At 65.3% G+C, this 15,414-nt stretch carries 13 protein-coding genes; 3 read left to right on the top strand and 10 right to left on the bottom strand.

Annotated features, from left to right (window positions below):
- Nucleotides 1-69: 69 nt before the first annotated feature.
- The 5 genes from MKW15_RS10625 to MKW15_RS10605 all read right to left on the bottom strand — a co-directional run bounded on the left by MKW15_RS10625 (nucleotide 70) and on the right by MKW15_RS10605 (nucleotide 4,436).
- The gene (locus MKW15_RS10625; protein ID WP_240857581.1) at nucleotides 70-1,071 is read right to left on the bottom strand and encodes a sulfate/molybdate ABC transporter ATP-binding protein; all 1,002 of its coding nucleotides are present in this window, start codon (nucleotides 1,069-1,071) and stop codon (nucleotides 70-72) included.
- A 1-nt stretch (nucleotide 1,072) separates the two neighbouring features.
- A complete protein-coding gene (gene cysW / locus MKW15_RS10620; RefSeq protein ID WP_240857580.1) occupies nucleotides 1,073-2,023 on the bottom strand; it encodes a sulfate ABC transporter permease subunit CysW in 951 nt (316 codons plus the stop codon).
- Nucleotides 2,020-2,901 carry a sulfate ABC transporter permease subunit CysT gene (gene cysT, locus MKW15_RS10615; protein ID WP_240857579.1) on the bottom strand — a complete coding sequence of 294 codons (882 nt, stop codon included), beginning with the start codon at nucleotides 2,899-2,901 and terminating at the stop codon, nucleotides 2,020-2,022. The genes cysW and cysT overlap by 4 nt, the downstream gene beginning before the upstream one ends.
- Nucleotides 2,898-4,031, bottom strand: a complete 1,134-nt coding sequence (locus MKW15_RS10610; RefSeq protein WP_240857578.1) for a sulfate ABC transporter substrate-binding protein — start codon at nucleotides 4,029-4,031, stop codon at nucleotides 2,898-2,900. The genes cysT and MKW15_RS10610 overlap by 4 nt, the downstream gene beginning before the upstream one ends.
- A 204-nt stretch (nucleotides 4,032-4,235) precedes the next feature.
- Entirely contained in the window at nucleotides 4,236-4,436 is a 201-nt protein-coding gene (locus tag MKW15_RS10605) for a hypothetical protein (RefSeq protein ID WP_240857577.1), read from the bottom strand.
- A gap of 118 nt (nucleotides 4,437-4,554) precedes the next feature.
- Between MKW15_RS10605 and MKW15_RS10600 the strand changes: the two genes are divergently transcribed.
- A complete protein-coding gene (locus MKW15_RS10600; protein ID WP_240857576.1) occupies nucleotides 4,555-6,570 on the top strand; it encodes a glycoside hydrolase family 15 protein in 2,016 nt (671 codons plus the stop codon).
- Nucleotides 6,571-6,618: 48 nt separating this feature from the next.
- Here MKW15_RS10600 and MKW15_RS10595 read toward each other — a convergent pair whose 3' ends face one another.
- Nucleotides 6,619-8,664, bottom strand: coding sequence for a M3 family metallopeptidase (locus MKW15_RS10595; RefSeq protein WP_240857575.1), 2,046 nt, complete (start codon nucleotides 8,662-8,664; stop codon nucleotides 6,619-6,621).
- The gene (gene lepA / locus MKW15_RS10590; RefSeq protein ID WP_240857574.1) at nucleotides 8,664-10,511 is read right to left on the bottom strand and encodes a translation elongation factor 4; all 1,848 of its coding nucleotides are present in this window, start codon (nucleotides 10,509-10,511) and stop codon (nucleotides 8,664-8,666) included. Before lepA ends, MKW15_RS10595 begins: the two co-directional genes overlap by 1 nt.
- Before the next feature lie 130 nt (nucleotides 10,512-10,641).
- Between lepA and MKW15_RS10585 the strand changes: the two genes are divergently transcribed.
- Entirely contained in the window at nucleotides 10,642-11,307 is a 666-nt protein-coding gene (locus MKW15_RS10585; protein WP_374246894.1) for an alpha/beta hydrolase family protein, read from the top strand.
- Nucleotides 11,304-11,726 carry a type II toxin-antitoxin system PemK/MazF family toxin gene (locus MKW15_RS10580; RefSeq protein WP_240857572.1) on the top strand — a complete coding sequence of 141 codons (423 nt, stop codon included), beginning with the start codon at nucleotides 11,304-11,306 and terminating at the stop codon, nucleotides 11,724-11,726. The genes MKW15_RS10585 and MKW15_RS10580 overlap by 4 nt, the downstream gene beginning before the upstream one ends.
- Before the next feature lie 10 nt (nucleotides 11,727-11,736).
- Here the strand turns inward: MKW15_RS10580 and MKW15_RS10575 are convergent, their stop codons facing one another.
- From MKW15_RS10575 to MKW15_RS10565, 3 genes are read right to left on the bottom strand one after another with little or no spacing between them, the layout of a single operon-like run.
- Complete coding sequence (locus MKW15_RS10575; RefSeq protein ID WP_240857571.1) at nucleotides 11,737-12,585, bottom strand: transglutaminase family protein; 849 nt, start codon at nucleotides 12,583-12,585, stop codon at nucleotides 11,737-11,739.
- Nucleotides 12,582-13,559 carry an alpha-E domain-containing protein gene (locus MKW15_RS10570; RefSeq protein WP_240857570.1) on the bottom strand — a complete coding sequence of 326 codons (978 nt, stop codon included), beginning with the start codon at nucleotides 13,557-13,559 and terminating at the stop codon, nucleotides 12,582-12,584. The genes MKW15_RS10575 and MKW15_RS10570 overlap by 4 nt, the downstream gene beginning before the upstream one ends.
- On the bottom strand, nucleotides 13,556-15,361 hold the full coding sequence (locus MKW15_RS10565; RefSeq protein WP_240857569.1) for a circularly permuted type 2 ATP-grasp protein: 1,806 nt from the start codon (nucleotides 15,359-15,361) through the stop codon (nucleotides 13,556-13,558). The genes MKW15_RS10570 and MKW15_RS10565 overlap by 4 nt, the downstream gene beginning before the upstream one ends.
- Nucleotides 15,362-15,414: the final 53 nt, after the last annotated feature.

The following is a 15,414-nucleotide window of genomic DNA, read 5'->3' as shown; positions in this document are numbered from 1 at the left end:
ACGCAATCCACGTTTCGCCAACTCCAAGACGCACGGTCGACGATTCGAGACGCACGGTTAACGCCAGGTTCAGACTCCCACCGCGCTGAGTGCAGCCACCTTCGTCGCGCGGGCGTAGATCTCCTCGCCCGGTTGCAGATTCAGGGCATTGGCGTCGCCACGGGTGATCTGCGCCTGGAATTCGTCGCCGGTCGCAGCGGCCACCAACTCGACCCGGGTCTCGAATCCCAGTGCGACGACACGCTGCACTGTCGCCTTGATGACACCGGTGTCCAGCGCCGGATCGGCTGCGGGCAGCGCCAGCTCCGGACGGCGGCCGATGCGAATGTCGTGCGGCCGCACCAGTTCTCCGTTGAGGCGAACCGTGGAGCCGAGGAACGACGCGACGAACTCGTTGACCGGACGGTCGTAGAGATCCTCGGGTGAACCGATCTGCTCGATCCGGCCCTTGTTGAGCACGGCGATGCTGTCGCTGACGTCGAGCGCCTCCTGCTGGTCGTGCGTCACGAGCACCGTGGTGACGTGCACCTCGTCGTGAAGCCGACGCAACCATTTGCGCAGATCCTCACGGACCTTCGCGTCGAGAGCACCGAACGGCTCGTCGAGCAGCAGTACCTGCGGATCGACGGCCAGCGCGCGTGCCAGCGCCATGCGCTGCCGCTGTCCACCGGAAAGCTGTGCGGGATAGCGCTTCTGGAATCCGGTCAGTCCGACGATCTCCAGGAGCTCGTCGACCTTGGCGTCGATCTGGTCCTTGGGACGCTTGCGGACCTTGAGCCCGAACGCCACATTGTCGCGCACGTTGAGGTGCTTGAACGCGGCGTAGTGCTGGAAGACGAATCCGATGTCGCGCTTCTGCGGCGCCAGACCCGACACGTCGCTGCCGCTGATGATGACGGTGCCCGAATCGAGACTGTCCAGGCCGGCGATGGCCCGCAGCAGCGTCGACTTGCCGGATCCCGACGGACCCAGCAGCGACGTCAACGACCCGTCGGGAATCTCGATCGATACGTCGTCGAGGGCGGCGAAGTCGCCGTAGCGCTTGTTGGCACCGATAACCGAGATCGACATGTCAGACGCCTTCCTTGTGTTCGATGAGCTGCCGCGCATCAACGGATTGGGGACCGTGCGGGACGGTCAGTTCGAGTTCGTCGAGGTCGACGTCGTCGTCGCCCCCCTCGGCGGATTGATCTGTGTAGGACTGGCTGGCGCGGTCGTAGCGACCCTTGACGCGACGCTCGATGAGCGACATCGCGACCAGGACGAGGATCGCCACCAGCATCAGGAGTGTTGCGGCCGCATACGCGCCGTACTCGTTGTAGTCGTCGGTGTATCGCGAGTGGACCAGCAGCGTCAGCGTTTGCGAGATGCCCGGGTAGTTCGACGACACCATCGTCACCGCTCCGTACTCACCGAGCGAGCGGGCAACGGTCAGCACCACGCCGTAGGTGAGACCCCAGCGGATCGCCGGAAGGGTGATCCGGCTGAAGGTCTGCCAGGCGTTGGCGCCGAGGGTGGCGGCCGCCTGCTCCTGCTCGGTACCGATCTCGTGCAAGACCGGTTCCACCTCGCGCACCACGAACGGCAACGTCACGAACAACGTGGCCAGGACGAGGCCGGGGAATCCGAAGATGATCCGGAATCCGGTGCTCTCGATTCCGCCGAACCATCCGCCGTAACCCCACAACATGATGAGCGCGACGCCGACCACAACCGGAGACACCGCGAACGGCAGGTCGACGACGGACTGCAGGAACGACTTTCCTGGGAAGCGTCCTCGCACCAGGGCCAGCGCCGTGGCGACACCGAAGATCACGTTGAGCGGCACCACGATGGCCACGATCAGCAAGCTCAGCTGCAACGCGGAAATCGCTGCGGGCGTGGTGATCCACTCCCAGAACTGCCCGAGGCCATGCTCGAACGAACGCCAGAAGATCAACGCCACCGGCACGACGAGCAGCACGAACAGGTAGATCAGCGCAATGGTGCGCAGCGTGTAGCGCGTGAACGGCGAAATCCTCACTGGTCATTCTCCTCTCGCACCGACTGCCGACGACCGGCCAGCCGCAGGACGAACAGCGTGACGAACGCGATGGCCAGCAGGGCCACCGAGACGGCTGCCGCGTTGACCGGTTCGTCGACCTCGATCTGCTGCTGGATGTACTGCGAGGCCACCTGCGTCTCGCCGGGAATGTTGCCGCCGATCAAGACGACCGAACCGAACTCGCCGATGGCGCGGGTGAACGCCAGACCGGCGCCGGTGAGGATGGCGGGCAGCAGCGCCGGCAGCACGATCTTGGTGAAGGTCACGAAGTTGCTGGCGCCGAGCACGGCCGCCGCCTCTTCCACGTCCTTGTCGAGCTCGAGCAGCACGGGCTGCACCTGGCGCACGACGAACGGGAGCGTCACGAAGGTGAGGGCAATAACCAGCGCCGGCTGGGTGGCGTTGAGGTGGATGTCGATCGGGCTGTTGGGGCCGTAGAGCGACAGCAGCACAAGGCTCGCGACGATGGTGGGCAACGCGAACGGGAGGTCGATGATCGAGTTGACAAAACCCTTGCCCCAGAAGTCGTCGCGCACGAGCACCCAGGCGATGATGGTGCCGAAGACGACGTTGATCAGGGCCACGACGATCGACACCAGCACCGTGATGCGCAGCGCATCCAGTGCGGCCGGGTCGGTGACGGCATCGGCGAAGCCGCTCCACCCGTCGTCGAAGGACTGCACGGTGATGGCCGCGAGCGGCAGCAGCACGATGACGCTCAACCAGAGCCAGGCCACACCGATCTGCAGCGGTGACACACCACTGAAGGTCTTGGACCGGCCCAGGAATCCACCGGGCGGAGCAGACTCCGACCGATCCGGACCGGCGGGCGCCGGTTCTTGCACGGGTGCACTCATTGCTGTCCTCCCGACTTGTAGATCTCGGTGATCTCGCCCGACTTCGAGTCGAAGAGCACCTTGTCGACGGCCTTCCAGCCGGTCAGCTTCTTGCCCTTGTCGTCGACGGGGGCGGTTTCGCCGAGGACCGCACCGAGGTCCTTGATGGTCCAGAGCTTGGCGATGTCACCGGGGAACAGCGGTTTGGTCGACGCGATGACCTCGGGCAGCACCGGACGGAAGCCCTGCTCGGCCCAGATGCGCTGCGCCTGCGGCGTGAACAGGAACTGCAGGAAGGCGTTGGCCCCGGCACGGTCTTCGGTGGTGTTGACCACGGCGACCGGGTTCTCGATCTTGAACGTCTGCGGCGGGATCACATAGTCGACCTGGTTGTCGGGCGCGGCGGTCGCGTTGGCCCGATTGAGCATGATCGCCTCGTTCTCGTAGCTGATCAGGACATCGCCCTGCCCCTGCTCGAAAGCGGTGGTCGCCTCACGACCGGACTTCGGCTGCACCTTGATGTGATCGCGTACAAGGGCCGAGATGTAGTCCAGGCCGGCGTCGATGTTCTGACCACCATTGCTCTTGGCCGCGAACGGAGCGAGCAGATTCCACTTCGCCGACCCGGAGCTGCCCGGGTTCGGGGTCACCACCTCGACACCCGGCTTGAGCAGGTCGTCCCAGTCGTGGATGTTCTTGGGGTTGCCCTTGCGCACCACGAGCGCGACCACCGAGCCGAACGGCGTGCTGTTGTTGGGTGCGGCCTTCTTCCAGTCCTCGTCGACCAGGCCGGCCTTGACGAGCCGGGTGATGTCGGGTTCGACGGAGAAGTTCACCACGTCGGCCGGCACGTGTCGGGCCACCTTGCGCGACTGGTCGCCCGATGCACCGTAGGACGCGGAGAAGCCGATGTCGGCGCCCTCCGGCGTCGCCCGGAATGCGGGGATGACGTGATCGAAACCTGGCTTGGGGACCGCGTAGGCGACCAGGTTCAGGTGACGACTTCCACTGGAGATGTCGACGCCGCCCGGCTCGTCGGTCGAGCCTCCGCCGCAGGCGGACACGAGCGTCGCGATCGTGGCCAACGCCACCGAACCGAGCAAGATACTGCGCCATCGATGGCGCGCCTGACCCCGCCTGTGACCGGTCATCGGCCCCCTCCTCACCACGCCCGTCGTCCGGGCTCACGCTTGTTTGACCGGATAACGCTAACCCCGGCGAGGAGCTACTCGGCACGTTGAATCTGGGGTGATCGGAAAGGGCGTCCGAGTGTGTTAGCGGGTGAGGAACCAGGCCAGAACGACCAGGATGACCAGCGCGATCAGTGCGAGGGTTACGCGAGAACGGATCACGGCCTACAACCCGGTTCCGTCGTCGTCGGCGAAGCGGCGGCGGTCGAGCACCGACAGCACGCCCTCGACCAGCAGGTTCAGCACGATTGCGGTGACGATTGCGACCGGTACGACAACCGCAAGAGTGACCAGGAGTTGCGGAACGAACGAGAGTCCGGTGAGCCATTCCTCCACGCCATCCCACCAGGTAAAGAAGGACGACACCGGTTTCACCTCACCCATCGCGGCGACTGGCCGACTTTTGTTCAACGTGATTGCAAACCCGGGAGCCTGTACCCCACGTCGAGTGGCGGCAACCCGGGTCGATCGCAATGATATAGCCATGACAGCGACTGACGATTCCACCGTAACCGAGTTGCCGGGCTCCACGAAGTCCGTGGAGGATGTCACCGGGTCGTCGCTGCATGCTGCGGGCGCGCAAACCCACGCCCATCACGGTGCTCCGTCGAGCGCGTTTCCGCCGATCGGCGACTACGCCTTTCTGTCCGACACCGAGACCAACTGCCTCATCGCGCGCGACGGTTCGGTGGAGTGGATGTGCGTGCCGCGCCCGGATTCGCCGAGCATCTTCGGCGCGGTTCTCGATCGCAGCGCCGGTCATTTCCGGTTGGCACCCTATGGCGTCAACGTCCCGGTGGATCGCCGCTACCTCCCGGGCAGCCTCATGGTGGAGACGACCTGGCAGACCGACACCGGTTGGATCGTGGTGCGTGACGCGCTCGTGATGGGTCCGTGGCACGACAACGACAAGCGCTCCACCACCCATCGCCGGACGCCTACCGACTGGGATGCCGAACACATCTTGTTGCGGACCGTGCGGTGCGTGTCCGGGACGGTCGAGTTGTCGATGAGTTGCGAGCCGGCCTTCGACTACAACCGCGCGCTGACCAATTGGGAGTACTCCGGCCCGGCCTACGGCGAGGCGATCGCCACCGCCTTCAAGACGGATGCCGAGACGCCTACGTTGAAACTGACCACCGATCTCCGGCTGGGTCTGGAAGGCCGCGAGGCCCGTGCGCGAACTCGCCTTGTGGAGGGCGACGACCGGTTTGTCGCGCTCAGCTGGTCGAAGCAGCCCGCCCCACAGAACTTCGAGGAGGCCGCCCAGAAGATGTGGGCGACGTCGGAGTGCTGGCGGCAGTGGATCAACATCGGCTCCTTCCCCGACCATCCCTGGCGCACGCACCTCCAGCGTTCGGCGTTGACGCTCAAGGGACTCACCTATTCCCCGACCGGCGCGCTGCTCGCGGCAGCGACTACGTCGCTTCCGGAAACCCCTCAGGGTGAACGCAATTGGGACTACCGGTACGCGTGGGTCCGTGACTCGACCTTCGCGCTGTGGGGCCTGTACACGCTGGGTCTCGACCGCGAGGCCGACGACTTCTTCTCCTTCATCGCCGACGTCTCCGGCATCACCAACGGCGAACACCATCCGTTGCAGGTCATGTACGGCGTCGGCGGTGAGCGCACGCTCGAGGAAGAAGAACTCACCCACTTGTCCGGATACGACGGCGCGAGCCCGGTGCGCATCGGCAATGGCGCGTACAACCAAGCGCAACACGATATCTGGGGCACCATGCTCGACTCGGTGTACCTCAACACCAAGTCCAGCCAGTCGGTGCCCGAAACACTGTGGCCGGTTCTGAAGGCACAGGTCGAAGAGGCCATCAAGAACTGGCAGAAGCCGGACCGCGGCATCTGGGAAGTACGTGGCGAGCCACAGCATTTCACCTCGTCGAAGGTCATGTGCTGGGTTGCCCTCGATCGCGGGTCACGCCTCGCGACGATGCACGGCGAGAAGAAGTATGCGCGCGAGTGGGCCGCGATCGCCGATGAGATCAAAGACGACATCCTCACCCACGGAGTCAACGAGCGTGGCGTGTTCACGCAACGCTACGGAAACGATGCCCTCGACGCGTCACTGTTGCTGGTTCCCCTGCTCCGCTTCCTTCCCTCCGACGATCATCGTGTCCGCGCAACGGTTCTCGCGATCGCCGAAGAACTCACCGTCAACGGGCTCGTGCTCCGCTACAAGGTCGAGGAGACCGACGACGGACTCAGCGGCGAGGAGGGCAGCTTCACGATCTGCTCCTTCTGGCTCGTGTCCGCACTCGTCGAGATCGGCGAGCTGGAGAGCGCGAAGACGTTGTGCGAGAGGCTGTTGTCGTACTCGAGTCCGTTGAAGCTGTATGCGGAGGAGATCGACGCCGAGACCGGCCAGCACCTCGGGAACTTCCCACAGGCATTCACCCACCTCGCGCTGATCAACGCGGTCATGCACGTCATCCGCGCCGAGGAAGCATCCCACTACGGGCAGTTCCAGCCGGCCAATCACTGACCGGTAGCAATGGTGCGCGCGCCGCGCGCACCATTGCTAACGATCTCGTCAGGCCGTCAAACCCCGACGCTCGAGCAGCGGAGCAATCTGCGCTTTGCGTCCGATCAAGTCCTCATGCGCGACAAGCGGATCCACGCTGTCCCCGCGCGACAGTGTGGCGTCGGCGAAGCGTCGACCGTTCTCGCGTTCGAGCCCGCCTTCGGCGAGGAACCACTGCTCGGTTTCGGCGTCGAGCACCTCCGACCAGATGTAGGAGTAATACCCCGCCGAATAGCCGCCGCCGAAGATGTGATTGAAGTAGGAACTGCGATAGCGCGGCGGAATCAGTTCGGTCGCAAGACCTGCGTCGATCAACGCCTGCTTTTCGAAGGCCTCCACGTCATCGACAGCCTGGGCCTCGTCTTCCGTCAGCCGATGCCAGGCGAGATCGAGTGCCGACGCCGCAAGGTATTCGATGGTGCCATGGGCACTTTCGGAAGACGCTGAAGCCCGGGCGGCGTCGGCGAGTTCGGCCGGGATCGGCTCCCCGGTCTCGCGATGGCGCGCATAGTTGGCGAGCACGTCGGGATGCAGCGCCCACATCTCGTTGACCTGCGACGGGAACTCGACGAAGTCACGGGGTACCGACGTACCGGACTGCGACGGATAATCCACCGCGGACAACAAACCGTGCAGGGCATGTCCGAACTCGTGGAACAGTGTGGTGAGCTGATCCATGGTCAGCAGACACCGTTCTCCCGCATCGGGTTTCGTCAGATTCAGCACGTTGACGATGACCGGACGCTGCGCCAACCCCTCCGACTGGTCGACGATGTTGCTCATCCACGCGCCGCCCCGCTTCGATGACCGCGCGTAGAAGTCGCCGAGGAACAACCCGATGCCGGTGCCGCTGTCGTCGAAAACCTCCCAGATGCGCACGTCCGGGTGGTAACCGGCCAGGTCGGTGCGCTCGGTGAAGCGCAGCCCGTAGAGTTTTCCGGCCGCGTAGAACACGCCACGCTCGAGTACCGCATTCAGTTCGCAGTAGTCGGCAAAGTCGTCGAGCGGAACGGTCGAGGTCGTCCGCTTCTCGCGTGCTAGCCAGTAGCTGTAATCGGCGGCGCCGATGTCGGCGCCTGCGGCGAACTCGGTGAGCCGCGTCAACTCCCGGCCACCGGCGCGCATCGCCGAAACGGCCAACTCTCCCAACAGCTCGTCCACGGCAGCGGGATCGGGTGCGGTCTGCTCGGCGATGACGTACTCGGCGTGGTCGCGGTAGCCGAGCAATGCGGCCCGACGCGCCCGCAGACGGACGATCTCCAACACGAGTTCGGTTGTGTCGTGGTCGTTTCCACGAGAACAGCGAGCCACCGACGCATCGAAGACCCGCTGCCGAACCCCTGCATCCGACAACGTCTCCACCGCGGACTGGCTCGTCGGCAGTTCGAGTGCGATGAGGTAGCCGGAGTCGTGCCCGGCGTCCGCCGCGGCCCGTCGCGCGGCGGCGATCTCACCCTTCGACATGCCGTCCAACTGCGATACGTCGTCGACGAGGACCGCCGAGGCGTTGGTGTCGTCGAGAATCTTCTGCGAGAAGGTGGTGGTGAGATAGGCCAGGCGGGAGGCGATTTGACGCATCTCAGCCTGTTCGTCGGGCCCCAGTGCGGCGCCCGCGCGCACCGCTTCGCGGTAGCGCTTGTCCAGCAGCCGACGCTGCGGCTCGGTCAGTTCGAGCTCCTCCGCGCGACCATGCAGATCCGAGATCCGCTTGAACAGAACCGGATTCATCGCGATCGTGTTCTCGTGATCGGTCAGCTCGGTCGAGAGCTGCTGCGAGATCGCATTTCGCTGCGGATTGGTGTCAGGGCCGACGAGATTGAAGAAGGTCCCGCTCGCCCGGGCCAGATCCCGACCCGAGAGTTCCAGCGCCTCAATGGTGTTCGAAAAGGTCGCCGGACGGGTATCTGCGGCGATCGCCTCGACCTCCCGAAGCTGTTCGGCCATCGCCGTGGCAAATGCGGGCAAGAAGTCATCGTCGGAGATCGACGCGAAATCCGGTAGCCCGTAGGGCAGATCACTCTCGGCCAGAACAGGATTGATCGAATCCACTGACATCACTTCCCCTTTGGTTTGTCACCCACCGCGTCGGTGGACAGCGCCGCGACGAACGCCTCCTGCGGCACGTCGACCCTCCCGATGGTTTTCATCCGCTTCTTGCCTTCCTTCTGCTTCTCGAGCAGTTTGCGCTTACGGCTGATGTCACCGCCGTAACACTTGGCGAGGACGTCCTTGCGGATGGCCCGAATGTTCTCGCGCGCAATGATCTTGGAGCCGATCGCTGCCTGCACCGGCACCTCGAACTGCTGGCGCGGGATCAGTTCCTTGAGCTTGGTCGCCATCTTGTTGCCGTAGGTGTAGGCGGCTTCCCGGTGCACGATCGCACTGAATGCGTCGACCGCCTCGCCCTGCAGCAAGATGTCGACCTTCACGAGATCGGCCTCCTGCTCGCCCGCCTCCTCGTAGTCGAGGCTGGCGTAGCCGCGGGTTCGGGATTTCAGTGCGTCGAAGAAGTCGAAGATGATCTCCGCGAGCGGCAGCGTGTACCGCAGTTCGACGCGGGTCTCGGACAGATAGTCCATGCCACCGAGCTCTCCGCGCCGGGACTGGCACAGCTCCATGATGGCGCCGATGAACTCACTGGGCGCGATGACCGTCGTCTTCACGATCGGTTCGAAGATGTTGCGGGTCTTGCCCTCCGGCCAGTCCGACGGGTTGGTGACGACGTGCTCGCTGCCGTCCTCCATCACGACGCGATACACGACGTTGGGGGCGGTGGAGATGAGGTCGAGCCCGAATTCACGCTCGAGCCGTTCACGCGTGATCTCCATGTGCAGCAGCCCGAGGAAGCCGCAGCGGAATCCGAAGCCGAGCGCCACCGACGTCTCCGGCTCGTAGGTGAGCGCGGCGTCGTTGAGTTGCAGCTTGTCCAGTGCCTCGCGCAGCACCGGGTAATCCGAGCCGTCCACCGGATACAGACCTGAGTACACCATCGGCCGCGGCTCGCGGTAGCCGGTGAGCGCTTGGGTCGCACCGTTGCGCGCGGTCGTCACGGTGTCACCGACCTTGGACTGCCGCACATCCTTCACGCCGGTGATGAGGTAACCGACCTCCCCGACACCGAGACCCTTGGACGGCTTCGGCTCGGGCGAGACGATGCCGACCTCGAGGAGTTCATGGGTCGCGCCGGTGGACATCATGGCGATCTTCTCGCGCGGCACGATCCTGCCGTCCACCACACGCACGTAGGTGACCACGCCGCGGTAGGTGTCGTAGACCGAGTCGAAGATCATCGCCCGCGCCGGAGCATCCGGATCGCCCTCGGGGGCGGGCACCAGCTTGATCACCTCGTCGAGCAGTTCGGTGACGCCGGCACCGGTCTTACCCGACACCCGCAGCACGTCGTCCGGTTCGCAGCCCACGATGTGCGCGATCTCGGCGGCGTAGCGGTCGGGGTCGGCGGCGGGAAGGTCGATCTTGTTCAGCACCGGGATGATGGTGAGATCGTTTTCCATGGCGAGGTACAGGTTCGCCAGCGTCTGAGCCTCGATCCCCTGCGCCGCGTCGACCAGTAGCACCGCGCCCTCGCACGCCTCCAGTGCCCGCGACACCTCGTAGGTGAAGTCGACGTGGCCGGGGGTGTCGATCAGGTGCAGGACGTAGTCGGTGTCCCCAACCTTCCAGGGCAGCCGCACGTTCTGTGCCTTGATGGTGATGCCGCGCTCGCGTTCGATGTCCATGCGATCGAGGTACTGCGCACGCATCTGGCGCTCTTCGACGACGCCGGTGAGCTGCAACATCCGATCGGCCAGGGTCGATTTCCCATGGTCGATGTGGGCAATGATGCAGAAGTTCCGAATCCGGGCCGGATCGGTGAAGGTGGTATCGGCGAAGCTAATCGTCAACTCTCCTCGATAAGGACGCTGCGCTGGACAAAACGCTGCGGTCGGGCGTCGGTGTCCATTTTCTCATGAGTACCCCGACCGCCCACGACCGAGGCTTTTCACCGCGCTCGACCCGACTACTGTGACCAGCGTGCCAGAGAACACCAGCGTCGAGTCCGTGGAGCGCGACGGCGTGGTCGCCGACATCCACCGGCCGGCATCGATCCCGCGTGCGACGGTCGTCCTCGCGCACGGCGCGGGCGGCAATCGCCACGCCGTGATCCTGCGGGCGCTCGCCGAGGCCTTGTCCGCGCGGGCCTTCACGGTCGCCCGCATCGACCTGCCCTACCGGCAGCGCCGCCCCAAGGGTCCGCCGAGCCCATCCACCGCCGCGGCCGACCGCGACGGCATCCGCGCGGCGTGCGCGATGTTCCGCGACGAATCCGGCGGCCCGCTCATCGTCGGCGGACATTCCTACGGCGGTCGACAGGCGTCGATGGCGGTGGCCGAAGACGGCGCCGACCTTGCCGACGGTCTCCTGCTCACGTCCTACCCCCTGCACCCGCCCGGAAAGCCCGACCGGCTGCGCACCGAGCACCTGTCGTCGATCGCGGTGCCGACGCTCGTCGTCCACGGCAGCACTGACCCGTTCGGGACCACCGACGAGATGGCCGCGGCGATCGGCCTCATCCCGGCGCCGACGCTGATCGTCGAGGTGGAGAAGACCGGCCACAATCTCGACCCGAACAAGAAGCCCACCGTGCTGTTGACCGTCGACGCCGTCGACGACTTCCTGCTGAAAGAGATTTGCCGATGACGCGCCGCGCGCCGATCCCGAAGCCCACCGCCCATTTCGCGCGGGAGGTCAGCTATTCACCGAACATCGACGGCGACGCCGACCCCGGCGAGATCGTCTGGACCTGGGTGCCGTTCGAGGACGACCCGAACCAGGGCAAGGACCGTCCGGTGCTCGTCGTCGGCCGCGACCGCGCCGATCAGAACTCCGACGATGTTCTCGGACTCATGTTGTCCAGCAAGGACTATCACCGCGACGACCCGGATTGGATCTCGGTCGGCGCCGGCGCGTGGGATGGTGAACACCGGGAGAGTTTCGTCCGGCTCGACCGCGTGCTCGTCATCGACGACGACGGAATCCGCAGGGAAGGCGCCATTCTCGATCGTCGCCGGTTCGACGAGGTGGCCGGCGAACTCCGCGCACAGCACGGCTGGCGCTGATCAGCCGCCCTCACGCCAGCCGCGTGATCTCCACGATCACATCGAGATCCGTTGCGCCGCCACCGGTGTAGATGCCCTTGAGGGGTGATACATCGGAATAGTCGCGGCCGACGCCCACCGACACATGCTGCTCGGTGATGGGGGTGTCATTGGTGGGGTCGTAGCCCCACCAACCGCCGGTCCACACCTCGATCCACGCGTGACTCTGACCTTCGACGGTTTTGTTGATCTTCGCATTCGGCTTGGGATGCAGGTAACCCGAGACGTAGCGCGACGGAATCCCCAAGCTGCGCAACATCAGTAGCGAGAGATGCGCATAGTCCTGGCAGACGCCCTTGCGCTCGTTCCATGCGTCGACGGCCGTCGTGTGCACACCGGTGGTGCCCGGCACGTACTCCATCTCGGCGTGGACGAACTTGCACACCGCCTCGACCGCCTCTTCCGGCGTCAAACCCTTCGCGAGCCGCTTCGCAGTCGCGCCGAGCCCGCGGTTCTTGGGGACATAGTCGGTGTTGGACAGCATCTCGTCGTAGCGGTCCTCGACGTACTCGCTACGAATGTCCTCCCAGGATCGGCTCTTGTCCGCATCCGGGCGTTCGCCCGCCTCGGTCTCCACCACCGACATCCCCGACACTTCGAGTTCCTCATGCGGTGCGTGCAGGTCGAATGCGGTGACCGCGGTTCCCCAGTAATCGGTGTAGCGATACGACCGGGTGGCGGGCACGGTCTCGACGCGGTTCACGATCACGTTCTGCCGGGCATCGCTGCGCGGGGTGAGGCGAGCCTCGTTGTACGACGACGTGACCGGTTCCTTGTAGGCGAATCCGGTGGAATGGACGACGCGCAGACGCCAGCTCACAGTTCACTCTCCTCGATCACGTGGCCCTCACTGACACGGGCGTCGGCCCACGACACGTACGGCGAGACGTGGAAGTACTGGTTGGTGACCGCCTCGTTGACGGCCCGACAGGTGTCCTGCAGGTCGACGAGCCGCTCCTGCAGATCGTCGAGAAGCTTTCCGGGCTCGAGGAATTCGAGCGAGCTGCGGGCGCGGCCGAGCAGCAGCTGCGCCTCGGCCTGGGCCCCGACGCGGCTCGGCCCCTTCTCCAGCATCGCCAGATTGTGCTCGGCGACGCTCAGCGCGTGGAAGATCGACCGCGGGAACAGGCGGTCGAGAAGCATGAACTCGACGATGTTCTCCGCGTTGAGGATTCCGCGATAGGTCCGCAGATAGGTGTCGTGCGCGCCCGCCGACACCAGGACGTTGACCCAGGCCGGCGAACTCGACCGATCGCCCGCGCGGGCCAACAGCATCCGGATGGTCATGTCCACCCGCTCGACCGAACGGCCGAGCAGCAGGTAGCGGTACCCGTCGTCGTGACTCATCGTCGCGTCCGCGAGACCGGCGAACATCGCCGCCCGATTCTTGACGTAGGCCAGGAACTCGTGCGGGCCCAGCCGGCGGGAACGGCGCTCGGCCGCGTCGAGCCCGTTGTACGTGGTGTTGAGGCATTCCCACAACTCGCTCGACGTCACCTCACGGGCACCGCGGGCGTTCTCCCGGGCCGCCCGCACCAGGTCGACGATCGAGCCGACGGCGTCGGAATCGTAGGCGACGCGCTCGGTCAGCGACCAGACGTCGAGTTCCTCACCCGATTCGGGTGCGGGGAGTCCGAGGACCTGAACGATCAGGCGGGCCTGACGGTCGACGTCGACCGTCGCGTCCTCGAGCAGCTGCTGGATGGCCACGTCGAGGATGCGGGCCATGTCATCGGCCCGCTCCACATAACGGCCGATCCAATACAACGACTCCGCGTTGCGGGCCAACATCATCGTGCGTCACCACCCTGTTCCTGGCCGCCCTGCTGCTGCGACTGCACCATGTCGCCCATCTGCTGACTCTGCGTGGACATGACGCCCTGTTGTTGCTGTTGAGTCTGTGTGTGCACGGGGTCCGGAGCACTCTCGGCCGGTCGTGCGGCGGCGACACCACTCGCCGTCACCACCTTGGCGCCGGACATCTCCCGCTCCTCTTCGGACCCTCGCGACGCCAGCACCCACGTGTCCTTGGAACCACCGCCCTGACTGGAGTTCACCACGAGCGAGCCCTCCGGGAGCGCAACTCGCGTCAACCCACCCGGCAGGACCCACACCGACTCACCGTCGTTGACGGCGAACGGCCGCAGGTCGACGTGTCGTGGGCGCAGGTCGTCGCCGATCTTGGTCGGCACGGTGGACAGCTGCACCACCGGCTGCGCGATCCAGCCACGCGGGTCGTTGCGGACCTTGCGCGCCAGCGTGTCCAACTCGGCCTTGGTGGCGTCGGGACCGAACACGATGCCGTAGCCGCCCGAGCCCTCCACCGGTTTCACCACCAGCTCGTCGATGCGGTCGAGCACCTCCTCGCACTCGTGGTCGAGCCAGCAGCGCAGGGTGTCGACGTTCTGCAACGACGGCTTCTCGCCCAGGTAGTACTCGATGATCTCCGGGACGTAGGTGTAGATCAGCTTGTCGTCGCCGATGCCGTTGCCAACCGCGCTGGAGATCACCACGTTGCCCGCACGCGCCGCGTTGAGCAGTCCCGCAACCCCGAGCATCGAGTCCGGCCGGAACTGCATCGGGTCCAAGAAGTCGTCGTCGATGCGCCGGTAGATGACGTCCACCCGTTGCTCGCCCTCGGTGGTCCGCATGTAGACGACGTTGTCGCGGCAGAAGAGGTCGCGGCCCTCCACCAGCTCGACGCCCATCAACCGGGCGAGCAGCGAATGCTCGAAATATGCCGAGTTGGCCACGCCCGGGGTGAGCACCACGATGTTGGGGTCGGCCTCGTTGAAGGCCGCGGAGGCGCGCAGGGCCCGCAGCAGGTGGCTCGGGTAGTCGGCGACCGCACGCACCCGGTGCGTGGCGAACAGATCCGGGAACACGCGCGCCATCGCGCGTCGATTCTCCAGGACGTAGGACACACCCGACGGCGAGCGGAGGTTGTCCTCGAGAACACGGAAGTCGCCGTTCTCGTCGCGGATCAGGTCGATACCGGCGACGTGGATGCGAACCCCGTTGGGTGGTTTGATGTTTGCCGCCTGGCGGTGAAAGTGCTCACACGAGTGCACGAGCCGCTTGGGCAGCACACCGTCGCGCAGGATCTCCTGCTCGCCGTAGATGTCGTCGAGGAACAGTTCGAGCGCCTGCACGCGCTGGGTGATGCCGGCCTCGAGCTTGGTCCACTCCGTGGCCGAAATCACCCGTGGCACAACATCCAACGGGAAGGGCCGCTCCTTGCCGGACAGCGAGAAGGTGACACCCTGGTCGAGATAGGCACGTCCGAGCGCGTCCACCCGCGTCTCGAGATCGGACCGATCCTGGCGGCTCATCGCCTTGTGGATACCGCGATACGGTGTGCGGACGTCGGTTTCGCCGTCGAACATCTCGTCGTAGGCCTCGCCATAGGGACCCGACGCGTAACCGTCGAAAAGTCCTACCGCAGTTGATGTTTCGCCCGCAGAATTGGGCCTCGTCCTGGCCCCGGCGGGCCGCCCTCCCGACTTGCTCGTGGTCGTCGAGGACGACGATTTGGCCGGTACTGACTTACGCGCCGCTGCCTTCTTGGCGGGCGCACTGGTGGAAGCGGGGCTCATAACTTGCCATGGTGCTACAAAAACGCCGATTCGGCATGGTGGTCGCCGACACG

The sequence above is a fragment of the Gordonia gummivorans genome (assembly GCF_022513585.1).
Lineage (GTDB): Bacteria > Actinomycetota > Actinomycetes > Mycobacteriales > Mycobacteriaceae > Gordonia.
This window is presented reverse-complemented; position numbering and strand designations above follow the sequence as displayed.